A 16286-nucleotide genomic window follows, 5' to 3' on the forward strand; every position below is an offset into this window, starting at 1 on the left:
CAGGGCCAGGTGGGGCGAGGTGTGCACAGCCCTGCGATCAGGGGTTATGCACCGCTTTGACAGGATTTACGGACTTTCCCGACTTAGCGGGTGCGCGGTGTGAGGCCGTGCAGGGCGTAGTCGACGAGGGTGTCCGTGTACTCGTACGAGATCGGGCCCGTGTACTGGAGCCAGCGCTGGGCGAGCGGCGACACGAAGAGCTCCAGGGCGATGCGCGGGTCGATGTCCGGGCGCATGTCGCCGGCCTCCTGGGCGGTGCGCAGCCGCTCGACGTACAACTGGAGCGAGGGTTCGAGGAGCTTGGTCACGAACTCCCGCCCGAGCTGCTCGTTGACCACGCCCTCGGCGGCGAGGGCACGGGACGGCGCCTCGAAGCGGGGGTCCTTGAGCTCGTCCACGGTGGCCCGCAGGACGGCCTTCAGGTCGGCGGCCAGGTCGCCGGTGTCCGGGATGGCGTACGGCTCGTGCCCCATGGCCTGCGCGGACTGCTCCCCGAGGTCGAGGAACGCCTCCATCAGCACCTCGGCCTTCGACGACCACCACCGGTAGATCGTCTGCTTGCCGACACCGGCCCGGGCGGCGATGCCCTCGATGGTGGTCCTGGGGTAGCCGACCTCCGCGACGAGCGCGAGGGCGGCGTCGTAGATGGCCCGCCGGGACTTCTCACTGCGACGGGTGGAGCTGGGCGCGCGCGGATCGGACTTCTGAGCGGACTTCTGGGCTGCCATGGCTCGAATTTATCAGGTTGACAAGACGGAGCGTCTCGCCGGACTCTGGGAGGGTTCAACCCTGCGAGACGATACGTCTCGTTTGACCTCTGATCCCGAAAGGAGCCTCGCATGTCCCGAGGCGGAAACATGCTCGGAGTCGGCGGCACACGCCGAAACCTCGGCCGCAAGGCGCTGCGCGGCGGCGGACAGAACAGCAACATCGGCGGCGGCCTCGACCCTCAGGCCCAGAAACGGGAGCTGCTGCGCAAGCTCCAGGAGAGGCAAGCTGAAGCGGAGACACAGGACGAGGAGACGTCCTAGCCGGGTACCGCCGGGGGCGTTACGGCGCCTCCGGCGGCCAGGGGTCGCCCCATTCCGTGTCGCGAGCCGCCTTGTAGAGGTCCCCATGACGCTTGGTGATCGTCGTGCGGTGCAGGGACGGTTCGGTCTCGCAGAGGTCTAGGAGGACCTGGCCCTTGCGGATCTGGGGTTTGCGGACCACTCGGGCGGGGGCCGGGGTGGCCGGGAGGCGGGTGGCGGCGACGTAGCTGAACTTCTCGTCCTCGTAGGCGAGGGAGCCGCCCTTGATCCGGCGGTGCAGCGAGGAGCGGCTGACCCGTGCCGAGAAGTGGCACCAGTCGGTGCCGGGGACGATGGGGCAGGCCGCGCTGTGCGGGCAGGGGGCGGCGATACGGAAACCGGCGGCGACGAGGCGGTCGCGGGCCTCGATGACGCGGGTGTAGCCGTCGGGGGTGCCCGGTTCGACGATCACCACGGCCCGGGCGGTGGAGGCGACGGTGTCGACGAGAGCGGCGCGGTCGGGGGCGGTGAGTTCGTTCAGGACGTAGGAGACCGTCACGAGGTCCGCGGGGTCCAGGGTGAGCTCCGCGTCGATGCGGGCGCGTTGCCAGCGGGCTTCGGCCAGCGCCGGGTTGGCGGCCGCGATCTCCTGGCCGATGGCCAGGGCGGGCTCGGCCCAGTCCAGCACGGTGACGCGGCGCTCGCCCGGCCAGGTGGTGGAGACGGCCCAGGTCGCGGCGCCGGTTCCGCCGCCCACGTCGGTGTGGCTCGCGGGGGTCCAGTCCGGGACGGTCTGCGCGAACGCCTCCAGTGCCGCGTGGACCGCCTCGAAGGTGGCGGGCATGCGGTAGGCGGCGTAGGCCGCCACGTCCGCGCGGTCGCGGAGGATGGGGGCGTCGGTGGGGGTGGCGCCGCGGTAGGTGGCGATCAGGCGGTCGACGGCCTGGGCGGCCTGGCGGGGCGGGAGGTCGTCGAGGAGGGTGGCGAGGGCGGTGCGCAGGGTCTCGGCCGACGGGGGGACGGGGGCGTTCACCCGGCGATTCTATGAGGGCGGGTGGGGGTGGTCGCGGCCCCGGCTTTTCCTCGCCCCCGCCGCCCCTACCCGTCCCATCCTTCTGGGGCTCCGCCCCAGACCCCGCTCCTCAAAACGCCGGAGGGGCTGACATACCCAGCCCCTCCGGCGTCAGGAAGGTGCTGTCAGCGGCCCCGTACCGCTCGTGCCACCCGCGTCCCCACCTGCGCCCTCGGCCGGCTGTCCGGCCCCCGCCGCCGCGGATGCACCGTGTTCGCCAGCAGGATCAGGAAAGTGTCCGTGCTCGGGTCCAGCACCAGCGACGTCCCCGTGAAGCCCGTGTGCCCGGCCGCCCCCCGCCCCGCCAGCTCCCCCATGAACCACGGCTGGTCGACCGCGAAGCCGAACCCGGGCGGGGTGAGGAGGAGTTCCACGAAGTCGGGCCCGAGGACGCGGGCGGGGCCGTACGCGCCGCCCGACAGCAGGGCACGGCAGAAGACCGCGAGGTCACGGCCGGTGGAGAACAGGCCCGCGTGGCCCGCGACACCGCCCAGCGCCCACGCGTTCTCGTCGTGGACGACACCCCGCAGCATGCCCCGGTCGGCCTTGGCCCAGGGCCGGCGCTGGTCCTCGGTCGCCGCCGCGCCGGGGCAGGGGCCGAAGTGGGTCGCGGTCATGCCCAGCGGACGCGTGATGCAGTCGTGGATCAGGACGTCCAGGCCGCGGCCGGTGATGCGTTCCAGGACGTGCTGGAGCAGCAGCATGTTCAGGTCGGAGTAGCAGTACGTGCCGGGGACACCGATCGGCGCCTCCCCGCGCAGCATCTCCAGCCGCTCGGCGTCGTCCGCGCAGTCGTACAGCGGCAGTTCGGGCCGCATCCCGGAGGTGTGGGTGAGCAGCTGGCGCACGGTGATGTCGTGCACGGCCGCCGCCCGGAAGTCCGGCAGATACGCCCCGACCCGCGCGTCGATGCCCAGCGTGCCGCGCTCGATCTGCTGCACCGCCGCGACCGAGGTGAAGAGCTTGGTGAGGGAGGCCAGGTCGAAGGGTGTGGTGGGGGTCATCGGGACGCGGGAGCCGGGCGGGAGTTCCTCGCCCGAGTCCTTCTCCACGTCGTAGGAGGCGTACCGCACGGCCCAGCCCATCGCCTCCTCGACGGCGAGGTACGGCCCCCGGCCCACGATCAGCACCGCTCCGGCCGCCCAGGGACGTGGGCCGGTGGTGAGGTCGTGGACCTCGCGGACGAGATGTCGGATCTCCTCGGGGTCGAGTCCGGCCCTTTCCGGCGTGTCCCCGCGCAGTCTCGGCGCGCTCAGCTCTCCGCTCCCTCCGCGACCGGACGTCCATCCGCGCGACCATCCGCACGTCTGTTCCAAGGACGGCACATTCCCATGAAGCAGGCCAGCGCCACCAGTGCCGCGGCCAGTTGGACGACGGCCATCGGGACGGCGGTGTCCTCGCCCGCGATGCCCACGAGGGGGGAGGCGACGGCGCCGATGAGGAAGGAGGACGTGCCGAGGAGCGCGGAGGCGGACCCGGCGGCCTGCTTGGTGCGCTGGAGGGCGAGGGCCTGGGTGTTGGGGAGCGTGATGCCCATCGCGGACATCAGGACGAACAGCGCGGCGGCCACCGGCACCAGTCCGACCTCGCCGAACACGCCGAGGGACATCAGCAGCAGCGCCGTCGCGGCGAGGATGACGATCGCCAGGCCCACGCCCAGCACCCGGTCCAGGGCGACCCGACCGACCAGCACCTTGCCGTTGAGCTGGCCGACCGCCACCAGGCCCACCGAGTTGAGCCCGAACAGCAGGCTGAAGGTCTGCGGGGAGGCGCCGTAGATCTCCTGGATCACGAAGGGAGACGCCGAGATGTAGGCGAAGAGGGCGGCGAAGGCGAAGCCTCCCGCCAGCGTGTATCCGGCGAACGCGCCGTCGGCGAGCAGACCGCGCATGGCGCGCAGCGCCTCGCCCACCCCGCCGGCGTGCCGGTCCTGCGGCGCCAGGGTCTCCGGGAGCCTGCGCCAGACGAGACAGGCCAGCAGCACGCCGACGACCGTCAGCACGACGAACACACCCCGCCAGTCCGTCACCCGCAGGATCTGCCCGCCGATGAGCGGCGCCACGATTGGCGCGACCCCGGAGATCAGCATCAGGGTGGAGAAGAAGCGGGCCATGGCGAGGCCGTCGTAGAGGTCGCGGACGACCGCCCGTGCGATCACGATCGCCGCCGCGCCCGCGAGGCCCTGCGCCAGCCGGAAGGCGACCAGGGACTCGACGGTGGGTGCGAGGGCGCACAGTGCGGTGGCCACGACGTAGACCGCGAGGCCCGCCAGGAGTGGGCGCCTGCGGCCCCAGCGGTCGCTCATCGGGCCGACCACCAGCTGCCCGAACGCCATGCCGGCGAGGCAGGCGGTGAGCGTGAGCTGGACGGTCGCGGCGCCCGCGTGCAGGGAACCGGTGACCTCGGGCAGCGCCGGAAGGTACATGTCCATCGCCAGCGGGGGCGTGGCCGTCAGACCGCCGAGGATGAAGGTGACCAGAAGGCCGGTGACGCGCGGGGTACGGGTGGCTGGTCGGTCCGTCTTCGGTGCCGCCGACTGCGGCACGTCCTGTATCGGCCCCCCATGGTCGCCCATGCGCCCCTCCCTCTCCGACCTCTCCGAGTGATCCGCCCTCTATGCTCTCAGCTCGTACGCAGTGCCTGGGGACACATGAGCGAGGGGCGGGGCCGCGATGGCCGAGCAGAAGGTGCGGTGGGGGATTCTGGCGACCGGCGGGATCGCCGCCGCGTTCACCGCGGATCTCGTCGATCTGCCGGACGCCGAGGTGGTCGCCGTCGCCTCACGGCGGCAGGAGTCCGCGGACGCGTTCGCGGAGCGGTTCGGCATCCCCCGGGCCTACGGCGACTGGGCCGCGCTCGCCGAGGACGGCGACATCGATGTCGTGTACGTCGCCACCCCGCACTCGGCGCATCGCGAGGCCGCGGGGCTGTGCCTGGAGGCCGGGCGCAACGTGCTGTGCGAGAAGGCGTTCACGCTCAACGCCCGCGAGGCCGAGGAGCTCGTCGCGCTGGCGAGTTCGAGGAACCGCTTCCTGATGGAAGCCATGTGGATGTACTGCAACCCGCTGGTCCGGCGGCTGAAGGCCCTGGTGGACGACGGCGTGATCGGCGAAGTGCGCCATGTCCAGGCCGACTTCGGGCTGGCCGGTCCCTTCCCGCCCTCGCATCGGCTGCGTGACCCGGCGCAGGGCGGCGGTGCCCTCCTCGACCTCGGCGTGTACCCGGTGTCCTTCGCGCAGCTGCTGCTCGGGGAGCCGTCGGACGTGACGGCGCGCGCCATGATGTCGCCCGAGGGCGTCGACCTCCAGACGGGGGCGCTGCTCTCCTGGGACAGCGGCGCGCTCGCCTCGCTGCACTGCTCGATCGCCGGCGGTACGGCGACCTCGGCGTCGATCACCGGCTCGGCTGGCCGTATCGACGTACCGAGCGGCTTCTTCTTCCCGGAGAGCTTCGTGCTGCACCGGGACGGCCGGGATCCCGAGGAGTTCACGGCCGACCCGGCGGACGGGCCCCGCAACACCCTGCGGCACGAGGCCGCCGAGGTGATGCGGGCCCTGCGGGCCGGTGAGACGGAGTCGTCTCTGGTTCCGCTGGAGGGCACGCTCGCCGTGATGCGGACGCTCGACGCGATCCGGGACCGCGTCGGCGTCCGCTACCCGGGCGAGGCCCCCGACGCCGCCCCCGACGAGGAGCCCGCACTCACGCCGGCGTGAGCCCCTGCTCCCCCACCTGCGTGACGAAGGACGCGGCCGTCGTGATCGGCGCCCCGGGCGTGGTGACGTACGGCACCGTCTTGAAGTCGGCCCGCGCGAGCTGCTGTCCCAGCGTGACGGTCACGTAGCCACGCCGCCCGTTGTAGAACCGCATGTGCGGGTTGGCCTTCATGTACGTGTCCCAGTTGGCGGGCCGGTCGGAGCCGTCGCGGCCGCTGGCGATCGACGTGGCGACGATCTCCGTGCCGAGGGTGGCGGAGTCGGGGTCGTCGAAGTCGTCCTTGATGTCGAAGCCGTAGCCGACGTGGACGTCACCGGTGAGCACCATCAGGTTCTCGACGCCGGCGGCCTCGGCACCGTCCAGGACGCGGCGGCGGGAGGCGCGGTAGCCGTCCCAGGCGTCCATGGAGACCCGTGACGGGGTGGTCAGGTCGAACTTGCGCTGGGAGAAGGTGACCTGCTGCGGGACGACGTTCCACAGGGCGTCCGAGGCGCGCCAGCCGTCGAGCAGCCACCGCTCCTGGGTCGCGCCGGTCATCGTGCGCGCCGGGTCGTCGACCTCGGGGCCGGGGATCTGGGAGCCGTCGCCGTAGGCCTGGTTGGAGCGGTACTGCCGGGTGTCCAGGACGTCGAACTGGGCGAGCCTGCCCCAGTGCAGCCGGCGGTAGAGCTGCATGTCGGGGCCGGTGGGGCGCTGCGGCAGGCGCAGGGGCTGGTTCTCCCAGTAGGCGCGGTAGGCGGCGGCCCGGCGCAGCAGGAACTCCTCCGGCGGGACGCTGTTCTCCGGGATGTCGTCGGCGTAGTTGTTCTCGGTCTCGTGGTCGTCCCAGGTGACGACGAAGGGATGCGCGGCGTGCGCGGCCCTCAGGTCCGGGTCGGACTTGAACAGGGCGTAGCGCAGCCGGTAGTCCTCCAGGGTCACCGTCTCGCGGTTGAAGAGCGCCGGGAGCGTGCGGTCGGTGTAGTTGCGGTAGCCGCCGACGGCGTTGACCGCGTACTCGTAGAGGTAGTCGCCGAGGTGGAGGACGACGTCCACGTCGTCCTGGGCGAGATGGCGGTACGGCGTGTAGTAGCCGTCGGTGTAGGACTGGCAGGAGACCGCGGCGAGGGTGAGGGAGCTCGCCGCGGCGGTCCGGGCGGGCGCGGTGCGGGTGCGGCCCGTCTCGCTGATCCAGGTGCCCGTGCTGAAGCGGTAGTAGTAGACGCGGTCCGCCTCGAGGGCGGCGACCTCGACGTGGACCGTGTGGTGGAACTCCGGGTAGGCGATGGCCGCGCCGCGTCTGGCGATCCTGGTGAACCCCTCGTCGTGCGCCAGCTCCCAGTGCACCGTGATCCGCTGGGCGGGCAGCCCGCTGTCGGGCTGGTACGGGGCGGGCGCGAGGCGGGTCCACAGCAGGACGGAGTCGGGCAGCGGGTCGCCTGAGGCGACGCCGAGGGTGAAGGGGTTGTCGGTGATCTTGCGGGCGTCGAACTGGGCGGCGCTCGCGGTGCCCGCGGCCGGCACGTTCACGGCGAAGGCGAGCGCGGCGGCCGCGCCGGTGGCGGTCAGGAAGCGGCGGCGCCCGATGTGGCGGGCGGCCGCGCGCAGTTCGGAGCTGTGCTGGGGCAGGTCTGTCGTGGTGGTCATCCGGTCCTCCCCTTGCTGATGGATGCACGAGGCATTGGAGTGGCCGGTGACGACACCAGCTTGGCGCGTACACAACACCCGGATGGCAGACAGATGAGTTCCGAATGGCGGACCGTCGCCTACGCTGCGAGCCCATGACGAACAGGCAAACGGACACGAGGATCGCCGTGGTGACCGGCGCCGGCTCCGGCATCGGCCGGGCGGTCGCGGCGGAACTGCTGCGCGCGGGCTGGTCGGTGGCGCTGGCGGGGCGACGGATGGAGACGCTGGAGGAGACGGCGGGGCTGGTGCCGGAGGGGCCCGCGATCGCCGTACGGACCGATGTCTCGCGCCAGGAGGACGTGGCGGGGCTGTTCAGCGCCACCGTCGAACGGTTCGGGCGGGTCGACCTGCTGTTCAACAACGCGGGGACGTTCGGACCCGGCGGGGTGCCGGTGGAGGAGCTGCCCTACGACGCCTGGCGGCATGTGGTGGACACCAACCTCAACGGGGCGTTCCTGTGCGCGCAGGCCGCGTACCGCCAGATGAAGGAGCAGGACCCGCGCGGCGGCCGGATCATCAACAACGGCTCGATCTCCGCGCACGCGCCCCGCCCGCACTCGGTGGCCTACACGGCGACCAAGCACGCGCTGACCGGCCTGACGAAGGCGCTCTCGCTGGACGGGCGGCCGTACGACATCGCCGTCGGCCAGATCGACATCGGCAACGCGGCCACCGACATGACGGCGCGCATGCAGACCGGCGCGCTGCAGGCGAACGGGTCGGTGGCACCCGAGCCCGTGATGGACGTCGCCGACGTGGCGCGGACCGTGCGGCACATGGCGGAGCTGCCGCTGGAGGCGAACGTGCAGTTCGCGACCGTACTGGCGACGGCGATGCCGTACGTGGGGCGTGGCTGAGATCGGACGGCCGGTAGTTGCCTCCACAACTTGCACAATCGGAATATGAAGTTCCGCTGCGTCGGCGCCGGTAGGCGACTTATGCTCAAGTTCACCTGCACCAGAGCTTCACATTTGGAGCAGGGAGCTTCCGCGGACCAAACCGAGGGGGGACGGCAGCCGTTCCACGACACCGGGTGGGGGTGGATCTCGCGCGGGACCGCGGGATACGCACCGGTGCGTGGAACGGCTGCCGTGCGTTCAGTAGGCGGCGCTCAGCGGCCCAGGATCCGGTCGATCTCCGCCACCTGCCCCGGCGTGAGCGCCCCCATCTCCAGGGCACCCGCGTTCTGCTCGGCCTGGGCGACGGAACGGAACCCCGGGATCGGCACGGTGCGCGGGCTGCGGGCCCACAGCCAGGCGAGGGCGCCCTGACCGGGCGTACGGCCGTCACTGGTGAGGACGTCCTTCAGCGCGTCGACGCGGGCCAGCCACCGCGGATCGGCACCCGACCCGTCCTCGAAGCCCTTCAGCCACTCGGGCGGCCGGCTGCGGATGTCCCCGGCCTCCAGCGCCTGCCCGCTGCGGCGCCTGCCGGTCAGCAGACCCATCGCCAGCGGGCTGCGGTTGACACTGGCCAGCCCCAGCTCCTCGCACAGCGCGAACATCTCGGGCGCGTCCTGGAGCACGTTCGCCATGTGCTGTACGGCCGCACAGTGCTCGCCGCGCGCGAAGACGGCGGCGCGGGCGGGGTCGTCGGTGCTCCACGCGTAGCCGCGGATCAGCCCCTCGCGCACGAACTCCTCGCAGAGATCGCGCAGTTCGGCGGCGCGCGCCGGGTCCGCGTCCGACAGATGCAGCTGGTAGAGGTCGATGTGGTCGGTGTCCAGGCGCTTCAGGGAGGCAGTCAGCGCGCGGCGGGCGTACTCCGGGGAGTCGTCCGCGCCGGTGAGGGTGCGGGTCTCCTCGTCGAAGACGTTGCCCCACTTGGTGGCGACGACGACGTCGGCGCGGCGCTTGCCGAGGGCACGGCCGAGGACACGCTCGCTGTGCCCGGCGCCGTAGGTGTCGGCGGTGTCGAAGAAGGTGACGCCCAGGTCGAGGGCGCGCCGGATCGCCCGTACCGACTCCTCGTCGTCGACCTTGCCCCAGCCCAGGGGCTGCCCGTCGACGGACTGCCACTCACCACCGATGGCCCAGCAGCCGAAGCCGAGAGCGCTTACCCCGATACCGGTATGTCCCAAAGTCCTCTTGGTCTCCATGAGGTGGGACGTTAGGAGTTGGAGCGCACACGAAGGCAAGCCCCCGGGCGCGACTCCCGAAACCGGTTACACCTGACTGGTTACGCCTGACCGGTCTCGAAGCGGGAGATCCGGCCGTCCTCCTCGACCTCGAAGTGCCAGTGGGTGCGCATCTCGCCGTAGGTGTCGTTGCGGTAGCTGGCGAGGAGGTCGCGGCCGTTGTTCGACTCGTTGTCGACCTCCATGTGACCGTTCGAGGAGAAGATCTCCCGGTCGATCCAGTCGGCGAGGTCGCGGTCGCTGCCGTCGTCCGCCATGGTCGCGCCGGGCGCGAGGATGCTCATGAAGCCCTCGCGGTCGTGGGCGTTGACGGCGGTGACGAAGGCACGGACGGTGGGGTCGGTGAGTCTGGACGTCTGAATCGTCATACCGGTCAGCGTCACACCGCGCTCCGCGGCCCGCCACCCGAACGGCGGCGAAGGCAGGCCGGTCGGGTGCCTCCGGTGCGACGGTGGAGAGGCGGGAGGGGATCTGTCCCTGCTGTCTGCTCCGGGAGTCACTGTGAGTGCATACGACCGACGTGATCTGGGCCTGCTGTTGCTCCGGCTGGGTGCCGGCGGGGTGCTGGCCGCGCACGGCACGCAGAAGCTGTTCGGCTGGTTCGGCGGGCACGGCATCGAGGGGACCGGCCAGTTCATGGAGTCGGTCGGCTATCGGCCGGGCAAGGCGAGCGCCACGGCGGCGGGGCTCGCCGAGGCCGGTGGCGGCACGCTGCTGGCGCTGGGCCTGGCCACCCCGCTCGCGGGCGCCGCGGCGGCCGGCGGCATGGCGGGGGCGTCCGCGGTGCACGCCCCGAACGGCTTCTTCGCCCAGGAGGGCGGCTACGAGACCGCGGCGACCCTGGGCCTGGCCGCGGCCGGCCTCGCCGTCACGGGCCCCGGCCGGCTCTCCCTCGACCACACCATGGGCCATCTCTTCGACCGCGGCTGGATGGTCCCCACGGCACTGGCCGCGACGGCCGCGGTCACGGCGCTGGTGGTGGGAGCGCGGCAACGCAGACTCGACCGCCCGGAGAAGGATGAGCGGTTCGACGGGCAGGAGCCGTTGTTCGAGGAGTGACGGGAGCCGTGGTTCGAGGAGTGACGGGAGCCGTTGTTCGAAGAGTGAGCGGGCTCGTCCGATCGGGTCGCGGTCCCTGTGCCAAGCTGCCCGCATGACTGATCAGGCCATGCCCTCCGAGACGACCGCCGACCTGTGGACCTCCATCGACGCCCTGTTGACCTGGCTCGACACCGACCAGCCGGTCGACGGCCGCGAGGGCGTGCTGCTGCGCATCCTGAAACTGTCGGAGGAGGTGGGCGAGGTCGCCGAGGCGGTCATCGGAGCGACCGGCCAGAACCCGCGCAAGGGGGTCACCCACACGTGGGAGGACGTACAGGGCGAACTGTGCGACGTGGTGATCACGGCACTGGTCGCCCTGCGGACTCTGACGCCGGACACACGTGAGGTGTTCGCCCGGCATCTGGAGCGGGTGACGAAGCGGTCCTTGGGAACGGCTCTGACGAAGGACGGTGCGGACAGCGCCCCGTGAGGGGCGCGGGGAACTGCGCGACCAGCCGCGACGACGCCGCAGACGACCTACGACAGATCGCGGCACTCACAGCGGAGCCCTTGGGGTCAGCCGCAACACCGTCCCCTCCCCGTTCCCCGACAGCAGCAGTTCCCCGTCCGGCGTGACCGGCAGCCCCGCGAACCGCCGAGCCATCCCCGGCATCCCCTGGGCGAAGAGGGCGGGTTCCGCACGCGGCAGGGCGGAGAGCGGCTCGGAGGTGCGTGGCTCACCGACGACGAGCAGGACGTCAGGTATCGCCGGGACCGCGTCGGTCGACGGCGGCTTCGGCATACGGCCACTGTACCGGCGGGTTGCCTGAGGCAAGTGAACGCCGACCGGGTCCGGCCACCTCGCTCAGGTCCAGGGCGTGGCGACGAGCCGGATCCTCGCGTCGGGGCCGACGAGCGGGGCGGAGACGGCCGGCAGCGGGATGTGGGCGACCCAGCGGTCGGGGGCGGGGTCCTCGTCGGCGCGAGGCGTGGCGGCCGCGCTGTGGTCGCGGATGGCGCCCTCGATCTCCGAGTTCCAGGCGGCCCGGATCCCCTGGACGTCGGGATCGCCCTCGGGGGTGCCCACGTCGATGACCAGCGTGTCGGCGAAGTCGGCGGACTGCTCCAGATGGTCGAAGAGGTTCAGGATGCCGCCCTCCTCGCGCAGCGAGATCAGCCGTAGATCGAGCGTGAACCGCATGGGCTCGCCCTCGGCGGCCCGCAGACCGCTGTTGAGGAACGTGGTCGCCAGCGGCACCGGCGTCTCCTGCCCGTCCGGGCGTGGGTCGAGCTGGATCGGGCTCCAGTGGGCCGCGAACCGTTCGTGCATCGGGACGGGCAGCCCGCGCACCGAGAGCCGGGTCTCGGCCTGCCAGACCAGGTCGTCGTCGCCGGACAGCCGGTGGCCGACCAGCGAGGCCTCGACCCGGGTGTCCCCGAACAGGAACCGCCGCAGGTTCTGGTAGCCCTCCTCGGAGTTGACCATGCCGTAGCGCCCGCTGTGACTGCGGTGCACGTAGGCCCGGTGGGCGCCCGGCACATACGCCCGCTCGATCTGCACGAGTCCGTCGCTGTGCGGTCCGACGGCGGCGGACGACAGACCGAGGGCGACGTCGTAGTCCGTCGGGTTGGTGCCGACGAGGCAGAAGACGCGCTCCAGCGGCAGGGTCCCCGGCCCCTCGGGCATCGGGCGGGCGTCCCAGCCGTCGGGCGGCCCGTCGGGGTCGGTCAGGGCCTGCGGAGTGAGGAACTCGTACATCCGCCGGGGCCCGAAGATGTCCGCACCCTGGATGCCGACCTTGTCCCGGATCCGCTCCAGCAGTCCGCCGCCGAGGTCGAAGGTGATGCCGCCGTGCGGGGTGCCGTAGGTGAAGAACTTCGCGACACAGTCGGCGGCGGCGCGGCCCCGGTCGGGCAGGATCTTCTGCAGCAGGCACCGGCAGATGAGCCCGCCCATCGAGTGCGCCACGAGGTGGACGGCCGGCGCGCCGGTCTTCTCCCGGAGCCGGTCGATCAGATCGAGCAGGTCGGCGGCGGCGTGCTCCAGCCGGTACTCCTGGGGGCTGCCGCCCCAGGTGGTCGCGGACCGGTCGTAGAACCGGTGGATCCAGATGGTGTTGGCGGGAATCTCCGCGTGCCGGGCGAGGTAGGCGGCCTGATCCCCCTTCACGAGCAGCTCGTACCCCTCTTCCCGGAGCAGGCGCAGCAGGGGGCTCTCGAACTGGTGGAAGAGGGGTTGGTTGTGGGCACCGACACGGACGTGGACGGAGCCTTCGTTGAAGCCGTAGAAGGGGTCGTCGACGGCTTTGTTGATCCCACCGGTCCCGCCGGCGAAGCCTCGGACGTAGACGAGGGGAAGTCTGCGGTTGTTGTCCACGCCTTGCCTCCGAGAGCACCGGGGTCCACTTCTCCTGAGTAGAGGAACCCCGGAGGTCCGGCCTCCAGGAATAGCCCGAAACGGTGATATCCGGCACCCGCCGTAGCGACAGGTGCGGAAAACCGCGCGACGGACGCACCGCCCCGTACACCGACCCCCCGATGCCTCACCGGCCCCGACCGCATCACGGCCGGCCACCGAACCCGGCGAGACGGAGGAACCGCAACTCCCCCTCCCCGAACCGGACATCGAGGTCCCCGGCGAAGACCTGCTGCCCAGCGGCGGCCCGCTGACCAGTAACAGCGCGGACTCGATGCCCGCCGCCCCCTCCACAACAGCCGATACTGGGCGGTAATGTCGCGCCCCGCCGGTCGGAACGACACCGGTGGGTGAGCGCGAAGGGGCCCTCATGGCGACGGACATGCCTGCGGAGACGGAAGACTCCCACGACCGTTGGCAGCACATGTGGAGCCACCGCGAGCAGCTGCTCAAGGTGGCCCGGCGCAGGTCGATGAGTGCCGAGGACGCCGAGGACGCGGTGCACGAGGCGATGCTGCGCGCCGCCGAGCGTCCCGACCTGGACGACGAGCGGCTCGCGGCCTGGCTGACGACGGTCACGATGCGGCTGTGCGTCGACCGCTACCGGCAGGTGAACCGTGAGGCCGAGGTGCGCACCAGCCCGACCCTCGTCGCGCCCGGTCCCGTGCCCGTCGAGGAGGCGGTGTGCGACCGGGCCGAGGCGAAGTGGCTGGCGGTGCGCAGCGGCGAGCTGCCCGCGCGGCAGGCCGAGGCGCTGCGGCTGAAGTCGCAGGACCTCGACGTCGGACAGGTCGCCGTCCGGATGGGCCTCAGTTACCGGACCGTCGAGTCGCTGCTGGCGCGGGCGCGGCGGACGCTGCGGCAGTCGCTGGCCGCGACGCTCGGGTCCGTCCTGTTCGTCATCGGGTGGGGGCGGCCGCGCGGCGGCGGCAAGGTGCAGGCCGCGGCGGTGGCCGGGACAGCGGCGACCTTGGCGGTGGCGGGGTTCGTCATGCCGTACACGCTCGACGGGGGCGGCGACGGAGGCGGTACGGCGCCTCGGCCGGCCGCCGCCACACCGGGCGCCGAGACGCTGCGGCCGGACGGGGCCGGAGAGGGCCGTACGCCTCAGGGGAACGCCCCCGCGGCCACGGCGGCAGAGCGGAAGGCGGTCGAGTCGCGGTCCGGCGAATCGATCCTTCCGCTGTCCGTGCCGCCCCTGCCGCCGCTGCCGGAGCCGTCGGTTCCCGAGGTCCCGGTGTCGCCGCTGCCGGTGCTGTCCGCGCCGGAGGTCGCGCAGGTTACGGAGCTGCCGGAACTGCCCGAGACACCCGACCTGCCGGTCGAGCCCTCGGGCGTACCGTCCGCCTCGCTCCCCCTCCCGACGGCGACCCCGCTGCCGTAAACCCTTGCAAACCCCCCACCCGAAACCCGCCCGAAAAAAATCCGCCACGAAAACGACGGACGCCCGCCCCCTCCCCGTAGAGCAGATGTCAGAGCTGCTCCACGGGCACGGGCGAAGGGTGGGACCGGATGGGTGTCGAGATCTGTGTGGAAGGGCTGACCAAGTCCTTCGGTCACCAGGTCATCTGGCAGGACGTCTCGCTGACGCTGCCCGCCGGGGAGGTCTCGGTCATGCTCGGCCCCTCGGGCACGGGCAAGTCGGTGTTCCTCAAGACGCTCGTCGGACTGCTGAAGCCGGAGCGGGGGTCGGTGAAGGTCGCCGGCCGGGACATCACCAAGCTCCGTGAGCACGACCTGTACGAGGTGCGGAAGCTCTTCGGCGTGCTGTTCCAGGACGGCGCGCTGTTCGGCTCGATGAACCTGTACGACAACATCGCCTTCCCGCTGCGCGAGCACACCCGCAAGTCCGAGAGCGACATCCGGCGCATCGTGCTGGAGAAGATGGACATGGTCGGCCTGATCGGCGCCGAGGGGAAGCTGCCCGGCGAGATCTCGGGAGGCATGCGCAAGCGGGCCGGGCTGGCCCGGGCCCTCGTCCTCGACCCGGAGATCATCCTCTTCGACGAGCCGGACTCGGGCCTCGACCCCGTACGCGTCGCGTATCTCAATCAGCTCATCGTCGACCTCAACGCCCAGATCGACGCGACCTTCCTGATCGTGACGCACGACATCGCCTCGGCCCGCCAGGTCCCGGACAACATCGGGCTGCTGTTCCGCCGCGAACTGGTCATGTTCGGTCCCCGCGAGGAGCTGCTGACCAGCGACGAGCCGGTCGTACGGCAGTTCCTGAACGGCCGGATGCAGGGCCCGATCGGCATGGCGGAGGAGAAGGACGCGGCGCAGGTCGAGCAGGAGCTCGCGGCGCTGGGCGACGGCGAGGGCAGCACCCAGTCTCCCGGCAGTCAGGCCATGACTCCCCGCCTGCTGCCGGGTCCCGGCATTCCGCGCCCGCCCCGCTGGGAGGCGATCGCCCGGCGCGAGGCCGCACTGCACCAGAAGGAGGTGACCGGCGCATGAGCCTGTCACCGATCGGAGCGCTGCGGCACTCGGGGAGCCTGTTCGCGATGGCGCTGGACGTCGTCCGCACCATCCCCCGACGGCCTTTCCAGGCAAGGGAGTTCATCCAGCAGGCGTGGTTCGTCGCAAGCGTCACCATCCTGCCCACCGCCCTCGTCTCCATCCCCTTCGGCGCGGTCATCGCGCTGCAGATCGGCAGCCTGACCCGCCAGCTCGGCGCCCAGTCCTTCTCGGGCGCCGCCTCCGTGCTGGCCGTGCTGCGCGAGGCCTCGCCGATCGTCACCGCGCTGCTCATCGCGGGCGCGGGCGGCACGGCGATCTGCGCCGACCTCGGGGCACGGAAGATCCGCGACGAGATCGACGCGATGCAGGTGCTGGGCATCGACCCCATCCACCGCCTCGTCGTCCCCCGCGTGCTGGCGTCGATGCTGGTGGCGGTGCTGCTCAACGGCCTGGTGTCGGTGGTCGGGGTGGCGGGCGGCTACTTCTTCAACGTCGTCCTGCAGAACGGCACTCCGGGCGCCTACCTCGCCTCCTTCACCACCCTCGCCCAGCTCTCCGACCTGTGGGCGGCCGAGCTCAAGGCACTCGTCTTCGGCGCGATCGCCGCGATCGTCGCCTCGTACAAGGGACTCACGGCGAAAGGCGGCCCGAAGGGCGTGGGCGACGCGGTGAACCAGTCGGTGGTGATCACCTTCATGTTGCTGTTCGTGACGAACTTCGTGATGACCGCGGTGTACTTCCAGGTCGTCCCGCAGAGGGGTTAGC

17 protein-coding genes are annotated in these 16286 nt (G+C 71.6%); 8 read left to right on the forward strand and 9 right to left on the reverse strand.

All coding sequences use genetic code 11. The features are described 5' to 3' along the window. Positions 1-83: 83 nt before the first annotated feature. Positions 84-728, reverse strand: coding sequence for a TetR/AcrR family transcriptional regulator (locus tag ACFPQ9_RS35350; RefSeq protein WP_380862603.1), 645 nt, complete (start codon positions 726-728; stop codon positions 84-86). Positions 729-839: 111 nt separating this feature from the next. On the opposite strand from ACFPQ9_RS35350, the gene ACFPQ9_RS35355 reads away from it, so the two are divergent. Further along, positions 840-1031: a DUF6243 family protein gene (locus ACFPQ9_RS35355; RefSeq protein ID WP_380862605.1), complete on the forward strand. Its 192-nt coding sequence runs from the start codon at positions 840-842 to the stop codon at positions 1029-1031. 19 nt (positions 1032-1050) lie between these two features. On the opposite strand, the gene ACFPQ9_RS35360 is transcribed toward ACFPQ9_RS35355, so the two are convergent. The 3 genes from ACFPQ9_RS35360 to ACFPQ9_RS35370 all read right to left on the reverse strand — a co-directional run bounded on the left by ACFPQ9_RS35360 (position 1051) and on the right by ACFPQ9_RS35370 (position 4657). Then, positions 1051-2043: a small ribosomal subunit Rsm22 family protein gene (locus tag ACFPQ9_RS35360; protein WP_380862607.1), complete on the reverse strand. Its 993-nt coding sequence runs from the start codon at positions 2041-2043 to the stop codon at positions 1051-1053. Between the two features lie 164 nt (positions 2044-2207). Further along, positions 2208-3407 (reverse strand): serine hydrolase domain-containing protein, encoded by a 1200-nt coding sequence (locus tag ACFPQ9_RS35365; protein ID WP_380862609.1) that lies wholly within the window; start codon positions 3405-3407, stop codon positions 2208-2210. After that, complete coding sequence (locus ACFPQ9_RS35370; protein ID WP_380862611.1) at positions 3335-4657, reverse strand: multidrug effflux MFS transporter; 1323 nt, start codon at positions 4655-4657, stop codon at positions 3335-3337. The genes ACFPQ9_RS35365 and ACFPQ9_RS35370 overlap by 73 nt, the downstream gene beginning before the upstream one ends. 97 nt (positions 4658-4754) lie before the next feature. On the opposite strand from ACFPQ9_RS35370, the gene ACFPQ9_RS35375 reads away from it, so the two are divergent. Beyond that, positions 4755-5795 carry a Gfo/Idh/MocA family protein gene (locus ACFPQ9_RS35375; protein WP_380862613.1) on the forward strand — a complete coding sequence of 347 codons (1041 nt, stop codon included), beginning with the start codon at positions 4755-4757 and terminating at the stop codon, positions 5793-5795. Here ACFPQ9_RS35375 and ACFPQ9_RS35380 read toward each other — a convergent pair. Further along, on the reverse strand, positions 5782-7422 hold the full coding sequence (locus tag ACFPQ9_RS35380) for an alkaline phosphatase D family protein (protein WP_380862615.1): 1641 nt from the start codon (positions 7420-7422) through the stop codon (positions 5782-5784). The genes ACFPQ9_RS35375 and ACFPQ9_RS35380 overlap by 14 nt on opposite strands. A 134-nt stretch (positions 7423-7556) precedes the next feature. Here ACFPQ9_RS35380 and ACFPQ9_RS35385 point away from each other — a divergent pair, with 134 nt between their 5' ends. Next, on the forward strand, positions 7557-8321 hold the full coding sequence (locus tag ACFPQ9_RS35385) for an SDR family oxidoreductase (RefSeq protein ID WP_380862617.1): 765 nt from the start codon (positions 7557-7559) through the stop codon (positions 8319-8321). Between the two features lie 254 nt (positions 8322-8575). Here ACFPQ9_RS35385 and ACFPQ9_RS35390 read toward each other — a convergent pair whose 3' ends face one another. Both ACFPQ9_RS35390 and ACFPQ9_RS35395 read right to left on the reverse strand, forming a co-directional pair. Next, positions 8576-9562, reverse strand: coding sequence for an aldo/keto reductase (locus ACFPQ9_RS35390; protein ID WP_380862619.1), 987 nt, complete (start codon positions 9560-9562; stop codon positions 8576-8578). An 80-nt stretch (positions 9563-9642) separates the two neighbouring features. Continuing rightward, positions 9643-9969, reverse strand: coding sequence for a nuclear transport factor 2 family protein (locus ACFPQ9_RS35395; protein WP_380862621.1), 327 nt, complete (start codon positions 9967-9969; stop codon positions 9643-9645). 133 nt (positions 9970-10102) lie between these two features. Here ACFPQ9_RS35395 and ACFPQ9_RS35400 point away from each other — a divergent pair, with 133 nt between their 5' ends. Together ACFPQ9_RS35400 and ACFPQ9_RS35405 are read left to right on the forward strand one after the other, a co-directional pair. Then, positions 10103-10660 (forward strand): DoxX family membrane protein, encoded by a 558-nt coding sequence (locus tag ACFPQ9_RS35400; RefSeq protein ID WP_380862623.1) that lies wholly within the window; start codon positions 10103-10105, stop codon positions 10658-10660. 94 nt (positions 10661-10754) lie between these two features. Continuing rightward, positions 10755-11132 carry a MazG-like family protein gene (locus ACFPQ9_RS35405; RefSeq protein WP_380862625.1) on the forward strand — a complete coding sequence of 126 codons (378 nt, stop codon included), beginning with the start codon at positions 10755-10757 and terminating at the stop codon, positions 11130-11132. Between the two features lie 66 nt (positions 11133-11198). Here the strand turns inward: ACFPQ9_RS35405 and ACFPQ9_RS35410 are convergent, their stop codons facing one another. Together ACFPQ9_RS35410 and ACFPQ9_RS35415 are read right to left on the reverse strand one after the other, a co-directional pair. Continuing rightward, positions 11199-11444 carry a hypothetical protein gene (locus tag ACFPQ9_RS35410; RefSeq protein WP_380862627.1) on the reverse strand — a complete coding sequence of 82 codons (246 nt, stop codon included), beginning with the start codon at positions 11442-11444 and terminating at the stop codon, positions 11199-11201. A 63-nt stretch (positions 11445-11507) separates the two neighbouring features. After that, positions 11508-13019: an esterase/lipase family protein gene (locus ACFPQ9_RS35415; protein WP_380862629.1), complete on the reverse strand. Its 1512-nt coding sequence runs from the start codon at positions 13017-13019 to the stop codon at positions 11508-11510. Between the two features lie 409 nt (positions 13020-13428). On the opposite strand from ACFPQ9_RS35415, the gene ACFPQ9_RS35420 reads away from it, so the two are divergent. The 3 genes from ACFPQ9_RS35420 (at position 13429) to ACFPQ9_RS35430 (ending at position 16285) form a co-directional block, all read left to right on the forward strand. Further along, positions 13429-14442: an RNA polymerase sigma factor gene (locus ACFPQ9_RS35420; protein WP_380862631.1), complete on the forward strand. Its 1014-nt coding sequence runs from the start codon at positions 13429-13431 to the stop codon at positions 14440-14442. 128 nt (positions 14443-14570) lie between these two features. After that, positions 14571-15518, forward strand: a complete 948-nt coding sequence (locus ACFPQ9_RS35425) for an ABC transporter ATP-binding protein (protein WP_380862633.1) — start codon at positions 14571-14573, stop codon at positions 15516-15518. Continuing rightward, a complete protein-coding gene (locus ACFPQ9_RS35430) occupies positions 15515-16285 on the forward strand; it encodes an MlaE family ABC transporter permease (protein WP_380862635.1) in 771 nt (256 codons plus the stop codon). The genes ACFPQ9_RS35425 and ACFPQ9_RS35430 overlap by 4 nt, the downstream gene beginning before the upstream one ends. The last annotated feature ends 1 nt before the right edge of the window (position 16286 follow it).

Origin of the sequence: Streptomyces coerulescens, assembly GCF_042657965.1 — a bacterium.
Taxonomy (GTDB): domain Bacteria; phylum Actinomycetota; class Actinomycetes; order Streptomycetales; family Streptomycetaceae; genus Streptomyces; species Streptomyces coerulescens.

What these genes read in the sequence shown, in the direction of transcription:
- ACFPQ9_RS35350 (WP_380862603.1), bottom strand. Translation starts at nt 728, where the DNA reads ATGGCAGCCCAGAAGTCCGCTCAGAAGTCCGATCCGCGCGCGCCCAGC.
- ACFPQ9_RS35355 (WP_380862605.1), top strand. Translation starts at nt 840, where the DNA reads ATGTCCCGAGGCGGAAACATGCTCGGAGTCGGCGGCACACGCCGAAAC.
- ACFPQ9_RS35370 (WP_380862611.1), bottom strand. Translation starts at nt 4,657, where the DNA reads ATGGGCGACCATGGGGGGCCGATACAGGACGTGCCGCAGTCGGCGGCA.
- ACFPQ9_RS35375 (WP_380862613.1), top strand. Translation starts at nt 4,755, where the DNA reads ATGGCCGAGCAGAAGGTGCGGTGGGGGATTCTGGCGACCGGCGGGATC.
- ACFPQ9_RS35380 (WP_380862615.1), bottom strand. Translation starts at nt 7,422, where the DNA reads ATGACCACCACGACAGACCTGCCCCAGCACAGCTCCGAACTGCGCGCG.
- ACFPQ9_RS35385 (WP_380862617.1), top strand. Translation starts at nt 7,557, where the DNA reads ATGACGAACAGGCAAACGGACACGAGGATCGCCGTGGTGACCGGCGCC.
- ACFPQ9_RS35390 (WP_380862619.1), bottom strand. Translation starts at nt 9,562, where the DNA reads ATGGAGACCAAGAGGACTTTGGGACATACCGGTATCGGGGTAAGCGCT.
- ACFPQ9_RS35395 (WP_380862621.1), bottom strand. Translation starts at nt 9,969, where the DNA reads ATGACGATTCAGACGTCCAGACTCACCGACCCCACCGTCCGTGCCTTC.
- ACFPQ9_RS35405 (WP_380862625.1), top strand. Translation starts at nt 10,755, where the DNA reads ATGACTGATCAGGCCATGCCCTCCGAGACGACCGCCGACCTGTGGACC.
- ACFPQ9_RS35410 (WP_380862627.1), bottom strand. Translation starts at nt 11,444, where the DNA reads ATGCCGAAGCCGCCGTCGACCGACGCGGTCCCGGCGATACCTGACGTC.
- ACFPQ9_RS35420 (WP_380862631.1), top strand. Translation starts at nt 13,429, where the DNA reads ATGGCGACGGACATGCCTGCGGAGACGGAAGACTCCCACGACCGTTGG.
- ACFPQ9_RS35425 (WP_380862633.1), top strand. Translation starts at nt 14,571, where the DNA reads ATGGGTGTCGAGATCTGTGTGGAAGGGCTGACCAAGTCCTTCGGTCAC.
- ACFPQ9_RS35430 (WP_380862635.1), top strand. Translation starts at nt 15,515, where the DNA reads ATGAGCCTGTCACCGATCGGAGCGCTGCGGCACTCGGGGAGCCTGTTC.